General features: G+C 71.2%; 21 protein-coding genes. 9 read left to right on the forward strand and 12 right to left on the reverse strand.

All coding sequences use genetic code 11. From position 1 onward, the window contains the following. Window positions 1-216 precede the first annotated feature (216 nt). The 5 genes from IOE58_RS10340 to map all read left to right on the forward strand — a co-directional run bounded on the left by IOE58_RS10340 (window position 217) and on the right by map (window position 5,012). Window positions 217-1,275 (forward strand): glutathione S-transferase family protein, encoded by a 1,059-nt coding sequence (locus tag IOE58_RS10340; protein ID WP_193866305.1) that lies wholly within the window; start codon window positions 217-219, stop codon window positions 1,273-1,275. Window positions 1,276-1,380: 105 nt separating this feature from the next. Further along, window positions 1,381-2,238: an ABC transporter ATP-binding protein gene (locus IOE58_RS10345; protein WP_193866306.1), complete on the forward strand. Its 858-nt coding sequence runs from the start codon at window positions 1,381-1,383 to the stop codon at window positions 2,236-2,238. Then, window positions 2,235-2,996 carry an ABC transporter permease gene (locus IOE58_RS10350; protein WP_193866307.1) on the forward strand — a complete coding sequence of 254 codons (762 nt, stop codon included), beginning with the start codon at window positions 2,235-2,237 and terminating at the stop codon, window positions 2,994-2,996. The genes IOE58_RS10345 and IOE58_RS10350 overlap by 4 nt, the downstream gene beginning before the upstream one ends. Window positions 2,997-3,126: 130 nt before the next feature. Further along, complete coding sequence (locus tag IOE58_RS10355; RefSeq protein ID WP_193866308.1) at window positions 3,127-4,200, forward strand: COX15/CtaA family protein; 1,074 nt, start codon at window positions 3,127-3,129, stop codon at window positions 4,198-4,200. After that, on the forward strand, window positions 4,197-5,012 hold the full coding sequence (map, locus tag IOE58_RS10360; RefSeq protein WP_193866309.1) for a type I methionyl aminopeptidase: 816 nt from the start codon (window positions 4,197-4,199) through the stop codon (window positions 5,010-5,012). Before IOE58_RS10355 ends, map begins: the two co-directional genes overlap by 4 nt. Window positions 5,013-5,108: 96 nt before the next feature. Here the strand turns inward: map and IOE58_RS10365 are convergent, their stop codons facing one another. From IOE58_RS10365 to IOE58_RS10390, 6 genes are all read right to left on the reverse strand, one after another. Beyond that, window positions 5,109-6,506 (reverse strand): HNH endonuclease, encoded by a 1,398-nt coding sequence (locus IOE58_RS10365; RefSeq protein ID WP_193866337.1) that lies wholly within the window; start codon window positions 6,504-6,506, stop codon window positions 5,109-5,111. Window positions 6,507-7,001: 495 nt separating this feature from the next. Beyond that, the gene (locus IOE58_RS10370; protein ID WP_193866310.1) at window positions 7,002-8,006 is read right to left on the reverse strand and encodes a phosphotransferase enzyme family protein; all 1,005 of its coding nucleotides are present in this window, start codon (window positions 8,004-8,006) and stop codon (window positions 7,002-7,004) included. Window positions 8,007-8,060: 54 nt separating this feature from the next. Continuing rightward, window positions 8,061-10,016: a 1-deoxy-D-xylulose-5-phosphate synthase gene (locus tag IOE58_RS10375; RefSeq protein ID WP_193866311.1), complete on the reverse strand. Its 1,956-nt coding sequence runs from the start codon at window positions 10,014-10,016 to the stop codon at window positions 8,061-8,063. A 308-nt stretch (window positions 10,017-10,324) separates the two neighbouring features. Further along, on the reverse strand, window positions 10,325-13,129 hold the full coding sequence (locus tag IOE58_RS10380; protein WP_348981944.1) for an aconitate hydratase: 2,805 nt from the start codon (window positions 13,127-13,129) through the stop codon (window positions 10,325-10,327). Window positions 13,130-13,365: 236 nt separating this feature from the next. Beyond that, complete coding sequence (locus tag IOE58_RS10385) at window positions 13,366-14,691, reverse strand: class I SAM-dependent RNA methyltransferase (RefSeq protein WP_193866313.1); 1,326 nt, start codon at window positions 14,689-14,691, stop codon at window positions 13,366-13,368. Then, window positions 14,688-16,706, reverse strand: a complete 2,019-nt coding sequence (locus IOE58_RS10390; protein WP_348981945.1) for an APC family permease — start codon at window positions 16,704-16,706, stop codon at window positions 14,688-14,690. The genes IOE58_RS10385 and IOE58_RS10390 overlap by 4 nt, the downstream gene beginning before the upstream one ends. A gap of 91 nt (window positions 16,707-16,797) precedes the next feature. Between IOE58_RS10390 and IOE58_RS10395 the strand changes: the two genes are divergently transcribed. Together IOE58_RS10395 and IOE58_RS10400 are read left to right on the forward strand one after the other, a co-directional pair. Further along, window positions 16,798-17,505, forward strand: coding sequence for a potassium channel family protein (locus tag IOE58_RS10395; RefSeq protein WP_193866315.1), 708 nt, complete (start codon window positions 16,798-16,800; stop codon window positions 17,503-17,505). After that, window positions 17,502-18,179, forward strand: coding sequence for a potassium channel family protein (locus tag IOE58_RS10400; RefSeq protein ID WP_193866316.1), 678 nt, complete (start codon window positions 17,502-17,504; stop codon window positions 18,177-18,179). The genes IOE58_RS10395 and IOE58_RS10400 overlap by 4 nt, the downstream gene beginning before the upstream one ends. On the opposite strand, the gene IOE58_RS10405 is transcribed toward IOE58_RS10400, so the two are convergent. The 4 genes from IOE58_RS10405 to dut are packed head-to-tail and all read right to left on the reverse strand — an operon-like array spanning window position 18,106 to window position 20,411. After that, window positions 18,106-18,852, reverse strand: coding sequence for a DUF3159 domain-containing protein (locus IOE58_RS10405; RefSeq protein ID WP_193866317.1), 747 nt, complete (start codon window positions 18,850-18,852; stop codon window positions 18,106-18,108). The genes IOE58_RS10400 and IOE58_RS10405 overlap by 74 nt on opposite strands. After that, the gene (locus IOE58_RS10410) at window positions 18,849-19,190 is read right to left on the reverse strand and encodes an OB-fold nucleic acid binding domain-containing protein (protein WP_193866318.1); all 342 of its coding nucleotides are present in this window, start codon (window positions 19,188-19,190) and stop codon (window positions 18,849-18,851) included. The genes IOE58_RS10405 and IOE58_RS10410 overlap by 4 nt, the downstream gene beginning before the upstream one ends. Then, complete coding sequence (locus IOE58_RS10415) at window positions 19,187-19,924, reverse strand: DUF3710 domain-containing protein (protein WP_193866319.1); 738 nt, start codon at window positions 19,922-19,924, stop codon at window positions 19,187-19,189. Before IOE58_RS10415 ends, IOE58_RS10410 begins: the two co-directional genes overlap by 4 nt. Before the next feature lie 4 nt (window positions 19,925-19,928). After that, window positions 19,929-20,411, reverse strand: a complete 483-nt coding sequence (gene dut / locus IOE58_RS10420) for a dUTP diphosphatase (protein WP_193866320.1) — start codon at window positions 20,409-20,411, stop codon at window positions 19,929-19,931. Between the two features lie 62 nt (window positions 20,412-20,473). On the opposite strand from dut, the gene IOE58_RS10425 reads away from it, so the two are divergent. Then, window positions 20,474-20,974, forward strand: a complete 501-nt coding sequence (locus IOE58_RS10425) for a DUF3093 domain-containing protein (protein WP_193866321.1) — start codon at window positions 20,474-20,476, stop codon at window positions 20,972-20,974. Window positions 20,975-21,008: 34 nt separating this feature from the next. Here IOE58_RS10425 and IOE58_RS10430 read toward each other — a convergent pair whose 3' ends face one another. Continuing rightward, window positions 21,009-21,308 carry a DUF4193 domain-containing protein gene (locus IOE58_RS10430; protein ID WP_017823650.1) on the reverse strand — a complete coding sequence of 100 codons (300 nt, stop codon included), beginning with the start codon at window positions 21,306-21,308 and terminating at the stop codon, window positions 21,009-21,011. Window positions 21,309-21,545: 237 nt separating this feature from the next. Between IOE58_RS10430 and sepH the strand changes: the two genes are divergently transcribed. Further along, window positions 21,546-22,883, forward strand: a complete 1,338-nt coding sequence (sepH, locus tag IOE58_RS10435; protein WP_193866322.1) for a septation protein SepH — start codon at window positions 21,546-21,548, stop codon at window positions 22,881-22,883. A 46-nt stretch (window positions 22,884-22,929) separates the two neighbouring features. Here sepH and IOE58_RS10440 read toward each other — a convergent pair whose 3' ends face one another. Further along, complete coding sequence (locus IOE58_RS10440; protein ID WP_348981947.1) at window positions 22,930-23,979, reverse strand: alkaline phosphatase family protein; 1,050 nt, start codon at window positions 23,977-23,979, stop codon at window positions 22,930-22,932. Between the last annotated feature and the right edge of the window lie 52 nt (window positions 23,980-24,031).

A 24,031-nucleotide genomic window follows, 5' to 3' on the forward strand; every position in this document is an offset into this window, starting at 1 on the left:
ATTTCACAAGCATTTGCTTGCATAAACCGTATCGCATCGCCGACCTCGATGCGGGACCGTCGGGGACTGATCCGAGTGAGGATCTCCACCCCTCTTGAGCTTACTTCAGTTTTCAATCATAATGGTGCCGACGGTCCCTCGGCGGTGGATCCCGCACACGGCGGATCACCATCAGGGCGGAACCCGACACCCGTCCCACGACAGGAGAAGCACGCCATGAGCACGCAGGAGACCAACGAGCACGACCGAAAGGGCAGCTACGTCCGCAAGGGCGAGTCCTTCGACCGGGACATGAACTACATCCCCACCCGCATCACCAAGGACGGCGAGGACGGCTACCCCGTCGAGGCCGGCCGCTACCGCCTGGTGGTCTCGCGCGCCTGCCCCTGGGCCAACCGCACCATCATCGTGCGCCGCCTGCTGGGCCTGGAGGATGCCCTGTCCATGGGCATCGCCGGTCCCACCCACGACAAGCGCTCCTGGACCTTCGACCTCGACGAGGGCGGCAAGGACCCGGTGCTCGGCATCGAGCGCCTGCAGGAGGCCTACTTCAAGCGCATCCCCGACTACCCCCGCGGCATCACCGTGCCCGCCATCGTGGACACCCGCGACGGCGCCGTGGTCACCAACGACTTCGGACAGATCACGCTGGACCTGAGCAGCCAGTGGACCGAGTTCCAGCGGGAGGGCGCACCGGACCTCTACCCGGAGCACCTGCGCGCCGAGATCGACGAGCTGAACGACTGGATGCTGCACCGGGTCAACAACGGCGTGTACAAGGTGGGCTTCGCCGGGTCGCAGGAGGCCTACGAGAAGGAGTACCACCTGCTGTGGGAGGCGCTGGACGAGCTGGAGGAGCGCCTGTCCACCCGCCGCTACCTCATGGGCCCATCGATCACCGAGGCCGATGTACGGCTGTTCCCCACCCTGGTGCGCTTCGACGTCGCCTACCACGGCCACTTCAAGGCCAATCGGCAGACCCTCGCCACCATGCCCAACCTGTGGAACTACCTCAAGGACCTGTTCCAGACCCCGGGCTTCGGCGACACCGTGGACTTCCAGCACATCAAGGAGCACTACTACTACGTGCACACCGACATCAACCCCACCCAGATCGTGCCGCTGGGCCCGGACATGAGCCACATCCTGGAGCCGCACGACCGCGATCGCTTCGAGACCGACACCTGGGGTCCCGGTGGCACCGCCCCCGAGCCCCCGCTGGCCTCCGAGGTGGTGGAGCCGGAGCACACCCCGCTGCACCTCCAGGGGCGCTGAGGCCGCTCCCGTCGATGCACGGGTGACCTACGAGCGCGTGCCCCGGCCGAGGCCGGGTGTCCGCTTTTCACCGGGGCGCCCGGCCCCGCCTACCATGGGGGCGCCATGCACAACGACACCCCCGCCCTCGTCGCCGAGGACCTGACGCTCTCCTACGGCCCCGTCCGGGCCCTGGACGGGCTCGATCTGCGGGCCGAGCACGGGGCCGTCACCGCCGTGCTGGGCCCGAACGGCGCCGGGAAGACCACCGCCATCTCCTGCGCCACGGGCCTGCTGCGACCGGACGGCGGCTCGGTCCGGGTGCTGGGCGAGGATCCCTGGCGCGCCGGCCCCGGGCACCGCGCCCGCGTCGGCGTGATGATCCAGGACGGCGGGCTCACCTCCGGTGCACCGGCCCTGACCCTGCTTCGCTATGGGGCGAGCCTGCACGCCGATCCGCTGGACGTGGACGAGGTGGCCCAGCACCTGGGCATCGACGAGTTCGGCGGCACCCTGGTGCGGCGGCTCTCCGGCGGGCAACGGCAGCGCCTGGCCCTTGCCCTGGCGATCATCGGCCGGCCTGACCTGGTGTTCCTGGACGAGCCGACAGCGGGCATGGACCCGTCGATCCGCCGCCGGGTGCGCACCCTCATCAAAGGACTCGCCCGCACCGGCACCGCCGTCGTGCTCACCACCCACCTCATGGACGACGTGGCCGGGCTCGCCGATTCGGTGTGCGTGATCGCCCGCGGCAGGGCCCTGGCCTCGGGCTCCGTGGACGAGGTCATCAGCGACCATCAGGCGGGCCGGGGGGCCGCCTGCCTGCAGGCCACCCTGCGTGACATCGAACCCGGATCGCTCGATGCCCTCACCGCTGACCTGCAGTCCCTGGCCGCGAAGCACGGGGCCCGACTCGAGCTAGGCGCCGGCGGTGCGGCGGACCTCGAGAGCGTCCTGCTGGACCTGATGGAGGAGGACGCATGAACACCCACGTGATCGCCCCTGCTCCCCCGCTGCGCCGGATCCTCTCGCACGCCGCGCTGGAAGCGCGCATCCTGCTGACCAACGGTGAGCAGATCCTGGTCGCCATCGTGATGCCGGCGCTGGTGCTGATCGGCCTGCGCCTGCTCCCGGTGGGGCGCCTCGAGGACGTCGCCCCCATTGACACCGCCATGGCCGCCACGCTCGCCACGGCCCTGGTGTCCACCTCCTTCACCTCCCAGGCCATCCAGACCGGCTTCGACCGGCGCAACGGCGTGCTGCGCTGGGTCGCCACCACTCCCCTGGGCCGCGACGGCTACCTGGCCGGCAAGATCCTCGCCACGCTGGGCGTCCACGTGCTCCAGGTCCTGGTGCTGAGCCTGCTGGGGATCGCGCTGGGCTGGCGCCCCGAGGTGACCGGACTGCTTCTGCTGGTGCCGGTGTGGCTGACCGGGACCGTCGCCTTCGGCTCCCTGGGGATGCTGGTGGCCGGAACGCTGCGCACCGAAGCGGTGCTGGCCGTGTCCAATCTGCTCTTCCTGCTGTTCGTCTCCGTCGGTGGCATCGCGTTCCCCCTGGTCAGCTATCCGCGGATCCTGCGGGGTCTGGTGGATCTGCTGCCCTCGGGCGCCCTCGGCGAGCTGATGCGGGCGGGCCTGGGCGGTGGGGCCCTGATGGTCGGCTCGTTCCTGGTGCTGCTGGTGTGGGCGGTGGGCGGTGTACTCGCGGTGATCCGCTGGTTCCGCTGGACGGACAGCTGAGTCCGTTTTCGGCACCGGGCCGCCGGAGCCGACTCGTCGTCCGCTCATTCGGATGAGGACTCCATCGCATTCGACCTCGACGCTGCTGCGCCGGACCGAACGTCCAGACGACATCCTTAGAATCGTCGCCATGTCCTCCCAGCCCGCTGAGTCCACCGTGCCGCACCCGTCCGATCCGCTGCCCGAGCAGCACGGCCGACTCAGCACCCAGCCCGATCCGCGCCTGCCCTCGTGGTCTGCCGCATCTCGCGCACGGATCGCGGCGATCGCCTTCTGGGGGAACCTGATCTGCCAGATGGGGATCATCCTGTCCGGCGGGGCGGTGCGCCTGACGGCAAGCGGGCTGGGCTGCTCCACCTGGCCCAACTGCGAGCCCGGGCAGTTCACCCCGGAACTCACACTGGAGGCCGGCATCCACCCCTTCGTGGAGTTCGGCAACCGCACCCTCACCGGTGTGCTGGGGGTCTTCGCCATCGCGGTGCTGCTGGTGTCCTGGCGCTGGCTGCGCCACAAGGGCGCGGGCTTCCGGCGCCTGGCCTGGGTTCCGCTGATCGGCACCGCCCTGCAGGCGATCATCGGTGCCTTCGTGGTGCGGCTGGATCTGCACCCGGGGCTGGTGAGCCCCCACTTCCTGATCTCGCCGGTGATCGTCGCGGCCTCCACCGTGCTGGTGGTGCGCCTGTACGAGGGCGACGGCACGGCACGGCGCACGGTGCCCTGGTCGACGGTCGCTCTGTACGCCGCGATCGCCGCCCTCGGCTTCACCGTGCTGGTGCTGGGAACCCTGGTCACCGGCACCGGCCCGCATTCCGGTGACGACGGGGAGATCACACGCATCGCCATCGACCCTCGCCTGATCTCCCAGATCCACGCGGCCTCGGTGTGGCTGTTCTGCGCCCTGCTCGCGGTACTGCTGGTGCTCCTGCACCGCGATCCCCGCAGCGCGCAGGCCCGGGTCTCGGCCTGGGCGCTGGTGGCGCTGACCGCGGTCCAGGGCGTGATCGGGTACGTCCAGTACTTCACCGGACTGCCCGAGCTGCTGGTGTTCTTCCACCTGCTGGGGGCCGCCCTGTTCGCGGCCGGGATCGCCTGGGTGGGGGCGCGCCTGGTGAGCTGGCACAGCGATAAGGCACCCGGAGACTCCGAGGCGGGCCCTGGCCGTGCTGGCCGGATCACCGCCGCGGCGGACGGGAGCGCCCGATGATCCGCGGGCGCCGTCGACGCCGCCGGGACTCCACGCTGGAGCTGCCCGCGCTCGAGCAGGCCCGCCCTGCAGGCCAGTTCGTGGCCTCGGTGCTGTCGGAGCTCAGCAGCACCGTGGACGTGGGCTGGAACCTGCTGGAGGTGGACGCCCGGGCGCACGAGATGATCCGCGAGGCCGGCGCCACCAGCTGCTACATCGACTACCACCCCGTCTTCGGGGCATCGCCGTTCGGATACGTGATCTGCACGTCGGTCAATGACGGGGTGCTGCACGGCCGGCCCCGCGACCAGGTGCTGGCCGACGGCGATCTGGTCTCGCTGGACTTCGCCGTGGAGGTGGAGGGCTGGGTGGCCGACTCCTGCGTGTCCTTCGTGGTGGGCGAGGCCCGGGAGGAGGACCTCCGTCTGATCGCCGACACCGAGTCGGTGATGTGGGCGGGGATCCGTCAGGTGCGGGCCGGCAGCACCGTGGGCGACATCGGCCACGCGGTGATGAACGAGGCGCACCGGCTGGGCTACACGATCAACGAGCAGTTCGGCGGGCACGGCGTGGGCCGCACCATGCACGAGGCGCCCTTCGTGCCGAACAAGGGCGTGCCCGGCAGTGGCGCCGAGCTGGTGGCCGGGCAGCTGATCACCGTCGAGCCGTTCCTGATGCCCACCACCCATGAGCTGGTGGTCGACGAGGTCGACGGCTGGACGCAGCGCTCGGCGGACGGCTCCCGCGGCGCCCACGCCGAGCACACCCTGTACGTGACCGACGGCGATCCGATCGTGCTCACCGCGCGGCCGGGTGTGCCGGTGCTTCTGTGAGCGCACAGTTATTCCGGTGATCCCACCGTTCATCGCGCTTTCCACTGCGAGCACCACGGATCCCGTCGCCGCCGCCACGTCTCCCATCGGGACCGATCAGAACGGCTCGAGGTCCTCCACCGGGATCCAGGAGTCAGGGACGAACCACTCCTCCACCACCTGCCATGGCGGATAGGGGAAGTCCTCCTCCCCCGCGCCCTCGGGCTGCCATGGATCCATCGCCCCCTCATCGTGCGGCACCGAGTGCCCCGCATCGCCGGAAACCGATGGCTCAGCGCACAGCTCCTCCCGCAGGCGCGGCGGACGGGACCGGTAGCTGTGCCCGCTGGGTGCTGTGAGGATCAGATCACCGCCACCTCCCTCGCCGCTGATCCGAGTGCTCCACCCGGGCAGCTCCGCTACGTGGTTCAGCCGCTCGCACGTCCCGACCCCGTTGGCGGGGGTGGTCTCCCCACCGCTCGCGTACCCGTGCACGTGATGCACGTGGCGTATCGGGGCATCGCACCAGGGTCCGCGGCAGCGCTGATCGCGTGCGCTGATGAAGGCGCGGACCTGGCCGGCAAAGACCCGGCGACGGGCGTCGATGGCCGTGAGGTCACCGCTGACCGGATCCGCGTACAGACGACGGATCCACCGCACCGGTGCAGGCGCTGCGCTTGGAGCGGGCCGATGCTGCGCCGCGGAGGGAGCGGCCCCCGCGGCATCGGGATCCCGTAGCTGCGTCTCGGGGAACAGTGCGCCGGTCAGGGCCAGGTTCCGGGCCACCGGGCCGGGGATGGGGTGCCCGTCGATCAGGGCGACGTCGGCTCCGTCCCCCAGGAGGGTGGTATCGGTCATGAGCAGGTGGATCTCGACGGGGACGACCTCCCCCTCGGCGGTGCCGGTGACCCTCTGCATGAGGGTGTCGGCCATGACGGCGCCACGCGATCGCTGATCGCCCGTGGCCTTCGCTGCGCTCGCGGCCTGGGCCAGCGCCGCGTAGGCGGCAACGCCCTCATGGGTGGGAAGCAGGGCGGTCAGGCGCATCATTCCCTCCCCCGCTGCGCGCTGGGTGACGGTGCGCTGAGCAGTGCTGCGGCGCACTCTCTCGACAGCGGCCTCGGCGTTCAGCCGCTCAGCAACCGCGCGGGCGACCCGGCCGGCTCCCCGCGCAGTGAGCTCCGGCAGGCGGGCAGCGATCTCGGCATCCACGGTGGCGCGTTCGTCGTCGTCCAGGACGATGACGGCCCGGGAGACCTCCTCGGCCGCCCAGCCGGAGATCTCTCCGGCCTCCAGCAGCGCGAGGGTACGTGGCAGCGACTCCACGAGGACCCGACGCAGGCTGAGCTGGTTCCCGGCGGCCGCCGGGGAGATGCGACGGGCCAGGCCGACCTCGTGCCCGACGCCGCTGCCGGCCTTCGCCACGGGGAGCCCGGCCTCGCGTTCGGCTCGGACCCGCACATGACGAAGCTGTACTTCCAATCGGCTCTGAACAGCATCCAAGGAGTTCTTCATGCGTTCGATCTGGCCGATGGTCTCTACCAGCGCGTGATCGGGAGGGGCCGAGCCGAGAGCGGGGCCGGGTGCGTCGTGCCCTGTGCAGTCACAGGCGAGCTCCACCAGGGTTCTGACTGCTTCGCTCGCCGACGCGGTGGCGTTCAGCAGCGGCGACTCGTGCGCAGCGCTCGTGGATGTCCCGTGCACAGCCGCCCCTCTTCGATCGACGTGGATTCGACCCTCGCGGCGGATCCGACCTTCGCAGTGGATTCGACCCTCGCGGCGGATCCGACCTTCGCAGTGGATTCGACCCTCGCGGTGGATTCGAGCATCTATTCGGTAGGGACGACAGTACCGAGCGCCTCCGACATTCGACACAGCGCAGCTGCGTCTGTGGATGGAGGCATGATGGGGAGGGTCCTGGAGCACCGGACCGGTCGATCACGCTCGAGAGACGACCATGCCCCAGCGGGTTCCGGGCAGAACGCAGCAGGACGGATCCGGCAGACGGGGTCAGGGAAGCCGGTACCCGCTCGGATCCCACAGCGCCAACGACCGCAGGTAGCCCCCCTGCACCGGATCCGCCCAGGCCTGTTCATCGTTGTCCTCGAGCACCCAGGTACCCTCCTCCCACCACATGTGGTCCACGGCCGCCGACCACAGCTCGCGCTCGGCCGGCGTGAGCGTCACGTGCTCGCCGTATGCGCGGGCGAACACTTCCCATTCCTCGTGGTTCATCATCCGGGCCGGTGCACCAGGGCACTCGCAGTGGAACAGCACCAGCGCCATCGCCAGGTCGAGCAGCCGAGGCTCCACGCCGCCGTTGTCGGGATCCACGAGTACCGGGCCGGTCGGGGTGAAGACGACGTTGGAAGCCTTGTAGTCCGAGCTGACCCCGGTGCGCGGCAGCTCGGCATCCCGTGCCCTCAGAGCCGGCCAGGAGTGCTCCCACCAGCGATCGGCGAGGGCAGTGAGACCCGCCTGGGCGGCATCGGCCTCCTCGCACGGCAGATGCGCGGTGACGACATCGCGCAGGGTGCCGAGATCGGAGTCGACATCGGCACGCTCGGTGTCCGGATGGGAGTACGCGCGCAGGCCGTCCGTGGGCACCTGCGCCGCGTGAAGGCGTCCCAGCAGGTCACCGGCGGATCGGATCTGCTCGGTGGTCCCGGTGTAGGACTCCCCGTCGATGAACGGGTAGAGCACCCACTGGTCGCCATCCAGCTCGAGGGGCCCGGCCACCGCGCTCACCACAGTGACCCCTGCATCTGCGAGGGCTCGCGTCCACCTGGCCATCGCCTCTGCCCGAGTATCGGTCACCTTGGCCACGACGTGCTCCCCCGTGGACGTCACCGCACGATGGACTCGCGCGAAGCGCGTGAGGCTCATCGGCTCGATGGAGGTGAGCCGGAAGTCACGCTGCAGGGCGAGAAGGCGGCTATCGGCGGTCGGGCCGTTCGGCACGGTCGAGGGGTCCGGCGCAGTCGCGCCGTCCGGCGTCGGGGAGATGGAGCTCATGGCACCAGGATGCACGCCCCCGCGCCGTCGGCGCGAGCGGTCTTCACCCCGTTCTCACCCGAGCACGGAGCGTATCGATGCCTCGATCCCCGCCGCGTCCAGGCCGTTCTCCGCCAGGATCGCATCCCTCTTGGCGTGCGGGATGAACTCCTGGATGACCCCGAGGGTGCGCACCGGCGGCATCGGGGTGCCCACCGTGGCGCGCTGTGCGAGCCGCACCGCGAGGGCCGCGCCGATGCCGCGCTCGGCCACGCCGTCCTCCACCGTGACCACCGCACCCGCGGAGGCCGCCAGGTCGACGATCGACGAGGACAGCGGCAGGGCCTGCACCGGGTCGAGGACGACCACGTTCGGGCCATCGTCCCCCGCCTGCTCGCGCAGTGATCGCGCCGCCTCGACCGCACGGTGCGCGAGGGCGCCGATGGAGACCACCAGCACGTCGATCGGCAGCTCGGGATCACCGGCCAGCACGTCACCGGCATCGATCCGGGCCGTCGCCGGCAGTTCTGACGGGCAGGCGCCCTTCGGGAAGCGCACCACCGACGGGCCACCGGTGCCCAGGGCCGATGGGAGCGCCTCGGCCAGGCGCTCGCCGTCGCGCGGTGCCCACAGAGAGGCGCCCGGCACCTGGGCGGTCACCGCGAGGTCCCAGATGCCGTGGTGGCTGGGGCCGTCATCACCGGTGACGCCGGCGCGGTCCAGGGTGACGGTGACGTCCTCGCTGTGCAGGGCGACGTCCAGCAGCAGCTGGTCGAAGGCGCGGTTGAGGAACGTGGAGTAGAGCGCGAGCACAGGCTTGGCACCGCCATGGGCGAGGCCGGCGGCGGTGTCCATCGCCAGCTGCTCCGCGATGCCCACGTCGAGCACCCGGCCGGGCAGTTCCCGCTGCATCGGGGTCAGGCCCACGGGGTCCACCATGGCGGCGCTGAGGGCGACCACGCGCCCGTCCGCGCGGGCGGCCTCCAGCACCGCCTCGCCGAAGCATGCGGTCCAGGTGGTTGTAGGGGCGGGGGCATCGGCCGGCGGGTAGACCTCGGCCTCGGTGGGCGGTTCGATCTCGAAGGGGCCGGTGGCGTGCCAGTGGTCCATGACATCGGCCTCGGCGCGCTCGAATCCGGCGCCCTTGCGGGTGACCACGTGGAGGACCACGCCCGAGGAGGCAGGATCCTCCGCGGCGATGCGGGCCTGGGCGAGGGCCGGCGCCAGGGCGGCATGGTCGTGGCCGTCAATGGGGCCGATGTAGTGCAGGCCCAGGGCGGTGAACAGATCCTCCCCGGCGCTCACGGTGCCGTCTCGCAGGTCCTGCAGGTGCCGGGCGAGGCCGCCGACCGTGGGGGCGTAGGAGCGGGTGTTGTCGTTGAGGACAACCACGGTGCGGGTGCCGATGTCGGAGGCCAGCTCGTTGAGCGCCTCCAGCCCCACGCCCCCGGTGAGCGCACCGTCGCCGATCACGGCGACGGTGGTGGCCGGATCCCCAGCGAGGCGACGGGCACGGTCGATTCCATGGGCCCAGGCGATCGAGCCCGAGGCGTGGGAGTTCTCCACCACGTCGTGCTCGGACTCCCCGCGATCCGGGTAGCCCGACACTCCCCCAGCGCTGCGCAGGCCCTCGAGGCCGGCGCGGCCGGTGAGCATCTTGTGCACATAGGCCTGGTGGCCGGTGTCGAACACGATCGCCTCTCGCGGGGAGTCGAACTCGCGGTGCAGGGCGATGGTCAGCTCCACCACTCCGAGGTTCGGCCCCAGGTGCCCTCCGGACCGTGAGGTGATCTCCAGCAGGCGCCGACGCAGGGTGCGGGCCAGCGCCGGCAGGTCCTCGGGGGGCAGTGCGCGCAGTGCGGCGGGATCACCGGGGATCTCCACGTCGGTCTGCCCCGGCTGTGCGGGATCGCCCGTGGCATCGATGTCCGCCAGCAGCGACCCGGGGACGGCGGAACCCGCGGGCTCGAGGGCCTCGCGGGAGGCAGCGGGCTGTGCATGCACGACGGGATGCTCCTGAGTGGTGGACACGCGGGGATCCTCCTCGATCACGACTGCGGAACGCACACCAGAGTACGACGCGATGACCTGTGATGACGGGAAGCATGGTCACATCTGTGCAGATCTTCACCGGTGGTTCACGCCGTATCAGGGAGGTGTGCAACGCCGTGCAGACCAGACGGGAGACGGTGCAGCAAAACACCTCGAGTGCGGCGAAGCGGGTCCGCAGACCGCCGACGGCCCGGGCGGAGTCTCCTCCGCCCGGGCCGTCGGGCACCGGGTCGATCAGCGGGCCATGCGCTCAGCGGATCCCGGGGTCAGCGTGCGAACTGCAGAGATCACGCCTTCACCAGGGAGCGCAGCACGTACTGCAGGATGCCGCCGTTGCGGAAGTAGGCCGCCTCACCGGGGGTGTCGAGACGCAGCACGGCATCGAAGGTGACCTCCGAGCCGTCCTCCTTGGTGGCCTTGACCTGGACCGTCTTCGGGGTGTCGCCGTCGTTCATCGCGGTGACGCCGGTGATGTCGAAGGTCTCGGTGCCGTCCAGCCCGAGGGTGTCGGCGGTCTCGCCCTGGGGGTACTGCAGCGGCAGCACGCCCATGCCGATCAGGTTCGAGCGGTGGATGCGCTCGAAGCTCTCGGTGATCACGGCCTGGACGCCCAGCAGCTTGGTGCCCTTGGCGGCCCAGTCGCGGGAGGAGCCGGAGCCGTACTCCTTGCCGGCCAGGACCACCAGGGGGATGTCCTTCTCGGCGTAGGCCTGGGCGGCGTCGTAGATGAACTCCTGCTCACCGGTCAGGAAGTTCTTCGTGTAGCCGCCCTCCACACCGTCCAGCAGCTGGTTCTTGATGCGGATGTTGGCGAAAGTGCCGCGGATCATCACTTCGTGGTTGCCGCGGCGGGAGCCGTAGGAGTTGAAGTCCTTGCGCTCCACGCCGTGCTCACGCAGGTACCGGCCGGCCGGGGAGTCGGCCTTGATGGAGCCCGCCGGCGAGATGTGATCGGTGGTGGTGGAGTCGCCCAGCTTCACCAGCACGCGGGCACCGGTGATGTCCTGGACCGGATCCGGCTCGATGCCCATGCCCTCGAAGTACGGGGGCTTGCGCACGTAGGTGGACTCGGGGTCCCACTCGAAGGTCGCGCCCTCCGGGGTCTCCAGGCTCTGCCAGCGCTCGTCGCCGGTGAAGACGTCCTTGTAGTCCTCGGTGAACATCTCCTGGGAGATGTTCTCGGCGATGACCTGCTCCACCTCGGTGGGGCTGGGCCAGATGTCCTTGAGGTAGACCTCGTTGCCCTCCTGGTCCGTGCCCAGCGGGTCGTTCTCGAAGTCGAAGTCCATGGTGCCCGCCAGCGCGTACGCGATGACCAGCGGCGGGGAGGCCAGGTAATTCATCTTCACGTCGGGGTTGATCCGGCCCTCGAAGTTGCGGTTGCCCGAGAGCACCGCGGTGACGGCCAGGTCGTTCTCGGCGATCGCGTCGGAGATCTCCGGGGCCAGGGGCCCGGAGTTGCCGATGCAGGTGGTGCAGCCGTAGCCCACCAGGTGGAAGCCCAGCCCCTCCAGGGCCGGCCACAGCCCGGCGCGCGTGTAGTAGTTGGTGACCACCTGGGAACCGGGGGCCATCGACGTCTTCACCCAGGGCTTAACCTCCAGGCCGCGCTCCAGGGCGTTCTTGGCCAGCAGGCCCGCGGCCATCATCACCGAGGGGTTCGAGGTGTTGGTGCACGAGGTGATCGAGGCGATCGAGACGATGCCGTGGTCGATCGTGAAGTCGTGGCCCTCCACCTCGGTGGGGCGGGTGGCGCGGCCGCTGACCTGGTGGTGCTCAGCCGGTGCCTGGCCGCCGGAATCGTTGTCGGACTGCGGGGAGGCGGGATCCGAGGCCGGGAAGGAGCCGGACTCGGCCGGGTCGGGCCGGTCGGCACCGCCACCGGCGAGCGCGTCGTCCCCGGTGTAGGAGGGCAGCACCTCGCGGAAGGACTCCTTGGCCTCACTGAGCACGATGCGGTCCTGCGGGCGTTTGGGGCCCGCGATCGAGGGCACCACGGTGGACAGGTCCAGCTCGAGGTACTCGGAGAAGGCCGGCTCCACCGAGGGGTCGTGCCACAGGCCCTGGCGCTTGGCGTAGGCCTCCACCAGCGCCAGCTGCTCCTCGGAACGGCCGGTGAGGCGCAGGTAGTCCAGGGTGACCTGGTCGATGGGGAACATGGCGGCGGTGGAGCCGAACTCGGGGCTCATGTTGCCGATGGTGGCACGGTTGGCGAGCGGCACCTGGGCCACGCCGTCGCCGTAGAACTCCACGAACTTGCCCACCACGCCGTGCTGGCGGAGCATCTCTGTGATGGTCAGCACCACGTCGGTGGCGGTGGCAGCCGGCGGGATCTCCCCGGTGAGCTTGAAGCCCACCACCTTGGGGATGAGCATGGAGACGGGCTGGCCGAGCATCGCGGCCTCGGCCTCGATGCCGCCCACGCCCCAGCCCAGCACGCCCAGCCCGTTGACCATGGTGGTGTGGGAGTCGGTGCCGACGCAGGAGTCCGGGTAGGCGCGCAGCACCCCGTCGGTCTCCCGGGTCATCACGGTGCGGGCCAGGTACTCGATGTTGACCTGGTGGACGATGCCGGTGCCCGGGGGCACCACCTTGAAGTCGTCGAAGGCGGTCTGGCCCCAGCGCAGGAACTGGTAGCGCTCGTTGTTGCGCTCGTACTCCAGCTCGATGTTGCGCTCGAGGGCGTCGATGCGGCCGGCCACGTCGATCATCACGGAGTGGTCGATGACCAGCTCCGCCGGGGCCAGCGGGTTGATGCGCTCGGGATCCCCGCCGAGCTCCTCGACGGCCTCGCGCATGGTGGCCAGGTCCACGACGCAGGGCACGCCGGTGAAGTCCTGCATGATCACGCGGGCCGGGGTGAACTGGATCTCGGTGGAGGGCTCCGCCTCGGGATCCCAGTTCGCGATGGCGCGCACGTGATCGGCGGTGATGTTGGCACCGTCCTCCGTGCGCAGAAGGTTCTCCAGCAGGATCTTGAGGCTGTAGGGCAGCTTCTGGGCGCCGTCGACGGCGTCGAGGGCGTAGATCTCGTAGTCGGTTCCGCCGACCGCGAGCGTCTGCTTCGCGGCGAACGAGTCGATCGTGCTCACAGTGCGATCTCCTTCGGGGTGGGGCGTCTCACCCATCGTAGGTGCGTCGGCGCCGCTCCGCGCCCGACATCACGCGCAGTGCGCGCATCGGGCGACGATCCACTGCCCTCACGGGCCATCGGGCGTCCGACTCTCACCGAAAAATTATCTTGACGTCAAGATAAATGGTAGCACGCTGCTCCGCGATTCTGCTCGCCGCGGCAGCGGCGTCGGTCTCGAGGTGGGTGTCGGAGTCCTCAGCGCGTGGATCCGGGCTCCAGCACCGTCACCGATTCGATGTGGTGGGTGTGCGGGAACAGGTCGAAGGCGCGCACGTCCACCACCGACCATCCGGCACGCTCGGCGGCGGCGAGGTCCCGGGCCAGGGTGGACGGCTCGCAGGAGACGTACACGATGCGGCGGCGCACCTTCGCCGTCAGCAGCCCGATCAGCTCCACGCCTGCTCCGCTGCGCGGCGGATCCAGCACCACGCAGTCCACCCCTCCCTTGCGGGCGCGCACCCAGTCGGTGACATCCGCGGTGGCCGCGCTCACCTGGGGCAGGTCCTGGAGGTTCTCCGCCGCCAGGACCGAGGCGCGCCGGTTGCCCTCGACGGTCAGCACCTGCCCGTCGGGGCCCACCTGATCCGCGGCGACGGCCGCGAACAGGCCGACACCGCCGAAGAGGTCCCACGCACTGCCGCCGCGAGGTGCGCGCAGCGCATCGCTGACCACCTCGGAGAGCAGCTCGGCGGCCCGCCGGTGCACCTGCCAGAAGCCGGTCGCGGAGACGGTGAAGAGCCGCTCCCCCACGCGCTCGCGCACGGTGCCGTCCCCGTGCAGCGGAACCAGACCGCGCGCGGTGCGCACGCTTACATCCGCATCACCCCACGCCTGGGGGACCTCGAGCCCTGCCGGATCGAGCTCCCGACCGATCAGCACGACGCTCGCCGGCCCTGCCGACGGCGCCACGACATCGACGGCCTCGGTCCCGGGCGGCGCCGTCCAGGCTCCCAGGCCGAGATCTCGGATCGCCTGGGCCGCCAGCGGGTTGTCGCCGACCTCACGCACCTCGTGGGAGCGCCATCCGCGCATGCCCACCCGGCCGTGCTCGTCCACCGCGAAGCGCACCCGGGTGCGCCAGCCCAGGCCGTCCATGTCGTGGGGAGCGGGCTCGACCTGGACGTCCTGGAGCGGGTAGGAGGTCACCCCCGCACGGCGCAGCAGATCCTGCATGACCTCGGTGGCGATGCGGCGCTGGGCCGGCAGCGCGATGTGGGCCCATTCGGCTCCGCCCACGCCGTCCACACCGGCCTCGGGCCACACGGTGGGCACCCGGTCCAGACCGGCCTCGAGCACGTCCACCGTCTCGGCGCGCCAGAACCGGGCGGAAGTCGCCTCGCTCGGGTCCTCCAGCACTCGAGCGGTCACCGTCTCCCCAGGTGCGGTGCCACGAACGAAGACCACGCGGCCCTCGTGGCGCGCCACGAAGGTCCCGCCGGCCGCCGGAGCGCCGACCGTCAGGGTGAGGTGCCGGGCGGCGCCGGCCTCATCGGCGTGGCGGTGGTCCTGGTCGGGGCTCATCGCGCCCTCCCCCTTCCTCGCAGTGCGGCAGAGCGCACTTCGTCCTGCACCTGGTCGACGGCTTCCTGCGCGCTCCCCAGCTGCCAGGGGACCGTGGCCACGACCACACGGGGCAGGTGCTCGAGGCGGGCCCTCAGCCGCCGCGCGGAGTGGTTGTGCAGCAGTGCCTCCCACCAGTGTCCCACCAGGAACTCCGGGATGTAGACGACCACCTCGTCCCGGGGGCTGCGTGAGAGCAGGTTCATCACGTGGGCAAGGACCGGCGCGCTGAACTGCCGATAGGGCGCGTACAGGACCCGCAGGGGGATCTGCACATCCAGATCGCGCCAGCGATCTGCCACCGCCCGCCAGTCCACGTCCTCGTCGTCGACGATGATCGCCTCGATGGTGGTGGGGCGGGTCGCCGAGGCCACCGCGAGGGCTCTCATGGTGGGGCGGTCCAGGGAGGCCACCAGCACCAGGGCGGGGGACCTGGCCGGCCGCGGCATCGGATCCTCCTGGTCGGTGGGCAGAGCCAACTCGCTGCGCACCCGCTGGTAGTGACGGTGGACGCCGGACATCAGCAGCCACAGCAGCAGCATCGCCGACACCGCCACCCACGCACCGTGCGGCAGCTTCGTGACCAGGACGATCACCAGCACCAGCGTGACGACCGCGAAGGCGAAGGCGTTCACCGCGCGACGGCGTGCGATCCTCCGGCGCTGAACCCCGCTGGTGATCACCCGCAGCTGCTTGCTGAAGTGGATCGTCATGCCCAGCTGCGCCAGGGAGAAGGAGACGAACACCCCCACGATGTACATCTGGATCAGCAGGCTCACGCGGGCACCCGTGAGCCACACCAGCAGGATCGACGCCAGGCTCAGGGCCAGGATCCCGTTGGAGTAGGCCAGCCTGTCGCCGCGCTGGCGCAGCTGGCGGGGCAGGTTCCGTGAGCGGGCCAGGGCACAGGCCAGGTTGGGGAAGCCGTTGAACGCCGTGTTGGCGGCCAGGAACAGCACCACCCCGGTGCTGATCAGGACCACGTAGAACAGCGGTGAGCCGCCCCCGAAGACCGCCTGGGCGATCTGGGCGATCACCGGGATCTGCTGGTAGTCCGTCACCTGCGCGCCGTCCCGGGTGAGCTGTGTGGCGGGATCCTCCACGTAGCGCACCCCGGTGGCGCCGGCCAGCACGATGATGCCCAGGATGAACACTGAGGAGATCGCCCCCAGGATCACGAGCGTGGTGGCTGCGTTGCGGGACTTCGGAGGGCGGAACGACGGGACCCCGTTGCTGATCGCCTCCACGCCCGTGAGCGCAGCGCAGCCCGAGGAGAAGGCGCGCAGCACCAGGAGTGCTCCGCCCAGGGCGGTCAGCCCCTGGTCGAAGGCGGCATCCGGCTCGATCTCGTAGCCGGCGCTGGGCGCGTGCCCCAGAGTGCCGGTGAGGGCCTGCACCGCGCCCAGCAGCAGCAGCAGGCCGAGCGATCCCATGAACAGGTACACCGGGATCGCGAGGGTGCGGCCTGACTCGCGCACCCCGCGCAGGTTCACCAGCGTGACCAGGATGATCAGGCCGATCGCGATCCACGTCTCCCATCCGTGGAGGACGGGCAGGCCGCCGGTGGTGTAGTGCGCGGCCTGCGAGATCGACACGGCCACCGTGAGCACGTAGTCCACCAGCAGGGCGCTGCCGACGACGCGACCTGCCCGCTGGCCGAGGTTGTCCTGCACCACCCGGTAGTCGCCGCCCCCGTCGGGGTACTCCTGGACGTTGTGCCGGTTGGCGGCCACCACCACCGCCATCAGCGCCACCACGGCGAGCGCGACCCAGGGACTGACCGCGTAGGCCGTCATCCCGGCCAGCGCCAGGGTCAGCAGGATCTCGTCCGGCGCGTAGGCGACGGAGCTGAGGGCGTCGGAGGCGAAGGTGGGCAGTGCGAGTCGCTTGGGCAGTCGCTCGCGTGAGAGGTCCTCCGTGGCGAAGGCGCGGCCCAGGAGCGCTCGCTTGATGGTGGAGGTGGTGAGGCCCGGCACGCGGTCAACTGTAAGCCCGCAGGGCCATGGGTCTATCGTGACCCTCGCACGTGCCGCACCGAGCGCCACGGGCGCACCGGAGGAGAGATCGATGCACTTCGTGATCATGGGCTGCGGGCGGGTGGGCGCGATGCTCGCCGCGTCGCTGGTCGATCGGGGCCACACCGTGGCCGTGATCGACCAGGATCCCGCGGCCTTCGCGCGTCTGGGACGCGACTTCGCCGGGGAGAGGGTGGCCGGGCTGGGCTTCGACCGCACCACGCTGGAGCGGGCCCGCATCCGTGAGGCGGCCGGCTTCGCCGCCGTGTCCAGCGGGGACAACTCCAACATCATCGCGGCCCGCGTGGTGCGCGAGGAGTTCGGGGTGCGCCGCGTGGTCGCCCGCATCTACGACCCCCACCGGGCGGAGGTGTACGAGCGGCTCGGCATCGCCACGGTGCCCACGGTGCGCTGGGCCGCGGCCCAGGTGATGGGCCGGCTCCTGCCGGGAACCCCTGAGCGTCAGTACCGGGACGTCTCCGGCGCTCTCACCATGATCGCCCTCCAGCCGCACCCGTCGTGGATCGGCACCCCTCTGTCGCACGTGGAGCGCGAGACCGGCTCCCGGGTGGCCCACCTGACCCGCTTCGGTGAGGGCGTGCTCCCGGGTGTCGACGCGCACGTGCAGGACGGCGACCGCCTGCACCTGCTGGTGCCCACCGGTCAGCTCGAGAGAGTGGAGACGCAGCTGGCCCACCAGCGCGACGAGGACGAGGTGCGGGAGAGCTACGACCGGGCACTGCGGGGTGAGCGGGAATGAAGATCGTGATCGTGGGGGCCGGGAGCGTGGGCAGGTCCATCGCCCGCGAGCTGATGGAGAAGGGGCACCGCCTGGTGCTCATCGACCGCAAGGTCACGCCCGAGCGGCGCACCGCGCTGCCGGGGGCGCAGTGGGTGTGCGGCGACGCGGCGGAGCTGGGCGTGCTGCGCGAGGCGGCGATCGAGGAGGCCGACGTCCTGGTGGCCGCCACGGGCGATGACAAGGTGAACCTGGTCGTCTCCCTGCTGGCCAAGACGGAGTTCCTGGTGCCGCGCACGGTGGCGCGCGTCTCCCATCCCGACAACGAGTGGATGTTCGGCCCCATGTGGGGGGTGGACGTGGCGGTGTCGACACCGCGGATGATCACCGCCCTGGTGGAGGAGGCCGTGAGCGTGGGTCGCGTGGTGCGCCTGTTCCAGTTCGCCGGCAGCGACACCCAGATGGTGGAGATCACGCTGCCCGCCTCGAGCCCCGCGGTGGGCCGCACCGTGGGGTCCATGCGCTGGCCGACGGGCTGTGTGCCGGTGGGGATCATCCGGGACGGCCGTCCGATGGCCCCCACCCCTCACGACGCGCTCGAGAGCGGGGACGAGCTGCTGTTCATTGCCGAGCCGGCGGAGGTGGGGGCGATGGAGCGCCTGCTGGCTCCGGCTGACGAGCCGCACGACGGCTGAGAAGGGAGCGGTGCATCAGCCACACCAGGTAGGCGATCACCGCGAACGCCGGCAGCCCCATGGCGAGCTTCGCCACCCCCAGCGCGGCCACCTGTCCGGTCAGCAGCAGCGGCACCTGGACGGCGAGCTTGGCGGCGTACAGGCCGGCGAACAGCCACGTGGCCCGGGCGTACACGCGACGGGCATCGCGGTCCTGAGCCCAGTCCTCCACCCGCGGGTCGAGCATCCCGATGAACAGTCCCACCAGGGGGCGACGGGCGAGCAGGGAGATGAGCAGCACGCCCAGTGCCACCGCGTTGATCACGATCCCCGGTGCGTAGAAGTCGCTGCCCTCGCCGCTGCGCACGGCGAGCACGGCGCCCAGCGCCACGCCCAGCAGCCCGCCCAGCACGGTGGCAGGGCTCTGGCGCTGCACGATCCGTGCGAGCAGCGCCAGCACCACGACGGCCACGGCCGCCACCGCGGAGATCATCACCGATCGGGTGGCCACGTAGAGAACGACGAACAGCAGTGTGGGGACGACGGACTCGATCACGCCGCGCGGGCCGCCCACGGCCTCGGCCACGGAGAACTGCTCCTGCTGCAGCAGCGTGCCCACACCCCGGGAGCGGGCCGGGGACCGCTGAGGGGATGACTGACCTGCGGCCGGTGGTTCGGCAGGGGTGGTGCTCATGTCTCCTCCTGACCGCTGATCCGGGTGATCTCGTAGCGGGGGTTGTACATCACCCGGCGGCCGCCGCGCCGGGCGGCGAAGCCCGTCACGGACAGGCGCGCGCCGGGCTCGATGCCGGGGATGCGGTCGCGGCCTAGCCAGACCAGGGCGATGGTGCCGGTGCCGTCGTCGAGCTCGGCCTCGACCGCGGGTGCCGCACTGCGCGGCAGCACCACCAGGGAGCTGATCACGCCCGCCAGGTGCGCCTTGCGGCGGTCGTCGATCGAGGCGACGGTGTCCGGGGCGCCCCCTCCCCGCGCCCCGGGACGGCTTCCATTCGCGGCGGAACGGGGACTCATCCGACCTCGGTGATCTCGGGCCCGCGCTCGAGCGGATCGATCAGCGCCGCCTTCTGCGGGATCAGCCCGGGCCGCTGGCCGGGCAGCGTCAGCGGGATCAGCTCCTGGGGTGCCATGGCGTCGCCGCCGCGCACCACCACCAGGCGGGAGATGAGCGTCTCGAAGCGGCGAGACTTCGTCCTGTCCGACAGGGCGGGGCCGGTGAGGATCGCGCGCAGGAACCAGCGCGGGCCGTCCACGCCGATGAAACGGGCCGGGCGGTACCCCGTGCGGCCGTCGGCCCGGTTGACCGGCAGGCGCGTGATCAGCTCGGTGCCGAACGCTCCGGAGCGGGTCTCGGCGGTGCCGCCCTGCTTGACCACGGAATCCCGCAGAGACGTCCGCACCTCGTCCCACAGGCCGCGGGACTTCGGCGCAGCGAAGGCCTGCACCTGCAGCGAGGAGCCGTCGATCACCATGTTCGCGCCGGTGACGGTGCCGGTGCGCTGGTCCACCTCCATCCGCAGCTCCATGCCGTCGATGGTCGGCACCTGCAGACCGCCCAGGTCGATGCGGTCCTCCTCGGGGGCATCGGGCTGGTCGTAGGGGCCGGCCTCGAGGTGCTCGGGGCGGGCCTCCGATGCGTCGGCGGTGTCGTCGGTCTCGGCGTCGTCGGCCTCAGAGGTCGAGGCGGCGGCCTCGTCGGCGCGGTGCGTGGGGGCGTCCTTGCGGCGCCCGCGGGAGAACAGTGCCATGCGTTCAGCCTTCCTTCCGGTGGCCAGGACCGAAGCCGCCGCTGGAGCCGAAGCCCGCGCTGGCCCGGTCGGTGTCGTCGAGCTCGTCGACCTGCTCCAGCGCAGGGGCCAGGAACGGCACGATCACCAGCTGGGCGATGCGGTCGCCGCGGCGCAGGGCGAAGGGCTGGTCGAGGTCGGTGTTGTGCAGCGGCACCCGGATGGGGCCGCGGTAGCCCGCGTCCACGATACCCGGGCCGTTCAGCACGGTGATCCCGTGGCGGGAGGCCAGGCCCGAGCGGGGGCAGACCAGTCCCACGGTGCCCGTGGGCAGGGCGACGGCGGTCCCGGTGTCCACCAGTGCGCGCCCGCCCGGGGGGATCTCCAGATCCTCACTGCTGGTCAGGTCCAGGCCGGCGTCGTCGGCGTGGGCGCGATGCGGCAGCGGCACGCCGGGCTCGAGCCGGATCTGCAAGGTGGTGCGCGGAGCGGTCTGGTCGTCGGACATGGACCCAGGGTAGGGGCTGCGCAGGAGGAGCCGGTCCCAGGGGTGCGTGAGACCATGCCGTCATGCCCGATCAGCCCCGCCCCGCAGCGTCCCCTGTCCCCGCTCGCCCGACGGCGCCCGTGTTCCACGAGCGCCTGCTGCCGGGGCCCGGCGCCTGGATCGTGATCGCCCTCCTCGGCGCCACCTTCGGTGTGATCCTGGTGCCGCTGTCGTACACCCTGGCCGCCGTGGTGGGGGTGCTGGCTCTGGTGGTGGTCTGCGCACTGGCCTACGTCAGCTCCCCGGTGCTGGAGGTGCGCGACGGGCAGCTGACCCTGGGCAGGGCCCGGATCCCGGTGGAACTGCTGGGCGAGCCGGTGGTGCTGGAGGGCGAGCAGTGGGAACGGGTGATGGGTCAGGACTTCGAGCCCATGGCCCATCACTGCACGCGCGGCTGGATCCACTCGGGGGTGCGCATGGAGGTGCTGGACGAGACGGACCCCACCACTGCGTGGGTGGCGTCCTCGCGCCGTCCGGAGGATCTGGCCCTGGCAGTGAGAGCGGCGCGGCGCACCGTCGACTGACGATGCACCGCGCCGCGGGGAGGTCGCGCCTTGATCAGGCGGAGCACTCCTTGCAGTAGATGAGGGTGCCCTCCACGTGGTCGATCTGGCTGCGGTGCTTCACGAGGAAGCAGCTGGCACAGGTGAACTCGTCGGCCTGGCGGGGCAGCACCCGCACCGAGAGCTCCTCACCGGAGAGGTCCGCGCCGGGCAGCTCGTACGAGTCGGCCGCCTCGGCCTCGTCCTCGTCCACCGTGGGGGCGGCGGCTTCACTGCGCCTGCCCTTCAGCTCCTCGATCGAGTCCTCACCGGATTCGTCGTCGGTCTTGCGCGGGGCGTCGTAATCTGTGGCCATCTACGGTCCGTTCCTGGTTGTCAGAGGTATTGCCGACCCTGAGCCGGTCCTGCACGAGGAGTGCAGCTCCGCGTGGCAACGTCGAATGCGGCGGCATTATTGCAGAGCATTCTGCGGCCGACAACACGCCCCCTGGGAACGGACGCAGGGACTGCAGGCGCGGCGGGATAGGGTCGTGCCCGTACACCGCAGCAGCGACATGGCCCGACCGACAGGTCTCCGACGGAGAGGACGACGATGCGAGAGCTCGAGCTCGACGGGATCCACGACGACGGGGAGCACCTGATCCTCACCGACTCCGACGGTGAGCGCTACACGCTGCGCATCGACGAGGCGCTCCGTGCGGCCGTGCGCCGCGACCGCCCCGCACTGGGCATGATCCGGGCGGCCGAGGCCGGCGCACTGCGCCCCAAGGACATCCAGGCCATGCTGCGATCCGGTCGTAGCGCGGAGGACATCGCGGAGATGTCGCAGATCCCGGTGGACCATGTGCGCCGCTACGAGGGCCCGGTGCTCGCCGAGCGCGCGTGGACCGCGCAGCGCGCCCGCAGCTTCCACGTGGGCCGGGGCGGGCCGGCACTCGAGGAGATCGTGGCCGAGCGCCTCGCCGCGCGCCAGGCCTCCCCCGACACGGCCTGGGATGCATGGCGGCGCAGCGACGGAACCTGGGCGCTGGAGCTGACCTTCTCCGCCGCCGGGCGCGCCCGCCAGGCGCACTGGGTGGTGGACATGGACAACCGAACGGTCACCGCCAAGGACGACGAGGCCCGCTGGATCAGCGACGAGGACGCTGACCCGGAGCCCTCCCGCGGCCGGGCGCGCCTGGTGGCGGTCAAGAGCTCGGTGTACGACCTGGAGGCCGACGGCTCCTTCGACGAGGGCGCGGGCCGTCCGCGCCGCCGCACCCCGGTCTCCAGCGACCACCCCGCAGCGATCGACGAGTCCGAGCTCGATGCCCTCAACGCGCGCCGGGGCCTGCGCCCCCTTCCCCAGCGGGATGCCTCGCAGGGCGGCGCCGGTCAGGACGAGGAGGATCCGGAGAGCATCGGTGTGTGGTCCAGCCTCGATGATCCCGAGGTCGACCAGGACCAGGCGATCGACGGCGCCGGCGCGGACGGCGAGGTCGACCGCGACGTCGCGCGACCCGGCCCGGCCGCACAGGGGGGCTTTGCCGGGGGCGAGGATCCGGACCAGGAGGCCTGGAGCGAGCACAGTCGGGAGCGGGCCGAGCATGATCAGAGCACTGATCTGGCCGCCTCCGAGGATCCTGCTGCCACCCGGGAGGAGGACAGGGACCCCGCTGATGACGACGACCTGTCCGGGAGCGGATCGCCGACCGACGGCGAGGGCGACGGAGCCGAGGGCGACCCGGCGGAGGATTCCCGAGGTGCTCAGCCCGACTACCAGGACACGGTGGACCTGACTCCCCTGCCCGGCTTCGAGCAGGAGCGCGCGCAGGAGTCCGAGGGGGAGCAGTCGCGCAGGCCCGCCTCGAAGAAGTCGGGGAAGTCTCGCAACAAGCGCGCCTCGATGCCGAGCTGGGACGAGATCGTCTTCGGCTCCAAGCACGACTGACGGCCCTCCCTACCGGGCGGTCCAGGCCGCTGGGCCGTCGCCGCGCTCAGCTGACGGCTCGCACCAGGGGGATCCAGGACTCCGCGGCGGTGAGCGAGCCGTGCACACCGATCAGGGGCTTCGTCCCGGCGGGGCGGTGGGACAGCAGGTCCACGGTCCAGTTCTGCCGCGCCAGCACCATCACGTCGGGCACGCGCCCCGTGACCCTGTCGCTGATGGGGGTGCCGACAGGTCCGAGCAGGGCCGAGGCCAGCAGCTGATCGCGCACCATCACCACGGCCCGTTCCCCCAGCAGGTCCTGCAGCCCGGCGGCGAGCTCCTCCATGGCTCCCGCGCGGGGCTCCGCGAACAGGGCCAGGGCCCGCGGCTCCCCCGCCACGCCCGCGATGAGTCCCTCCAGGTGGGGGGGGGCTCCCAGCTCGATCGTGCGCTCGGGCGAGGTGTCCACCATGCCGTGATCGGCCGTGACGTGGACCCGGGTGCCTCCCGGGAGCCTGCGCAGCAGCGCACCCAGCAGGGCGTCCACCTCCATCAGCGCGTCCCTCCACTGCACGGAGTCGATCCCGTGGTGATGCCCGGCGTGGTCCACGTCGTCGACGTGGAGGTGGACCAGCCCGTCAGGCCCGGCGCGGCGCACCGCACGCAGGGTCACCTCGAGGCGGTCCTCGCGCCCGTGGCCCTGGAACTCCCACCCGCGGTAGGCCATCCCGCTGAGGTGGCTGCCTGCGTGGCGGCGCGGACCCACCTGCACGGCTCGCCGCCCGCTGCGCTGCAGGAGGGTGGGCTCCGGCATCCACGCCCTCGGGTCCACGCCCGCGGCACCCGTGAGTTCGTGGACGGCCTGTCGCGTGGCCGGGTCGCGGGTGGTCAGCCCCAGCACCCCGTGCACCAGGGGCGGCAGGCCGGTGTGGAGGGACACCATGGCGGTGGCGGTGGTGGAGGGGAACACGGTGCGCACACGCGTGGTCTGCCCCTCCAGGCGCCGCAGGGTCGGGGTGAGGGCCCGGTGCTGCACGAGCAGATCGGCTCCCAGCCCGTCCACCAGCACCACCAGGTCGCGGCCTGGCTCCGGGGCGGTGGCCAGGGGCGCCAGCACGTCCAGCAGCCCTGGATGCAGGCCGCCCGCGAACGGGGCGTCCAGCAGCCCG

Origin of the sequence: Brachybacterium epidermidis (assembly GCF_015209585.1) — a bacterium.
Classification (GTDB): domain Bacteria; phylum Actinomycetota; class Actinomycetes; order Actinomycetales; family Dermabacteraceae; genus Brachybacterium; species Brachybacterium epidermidis.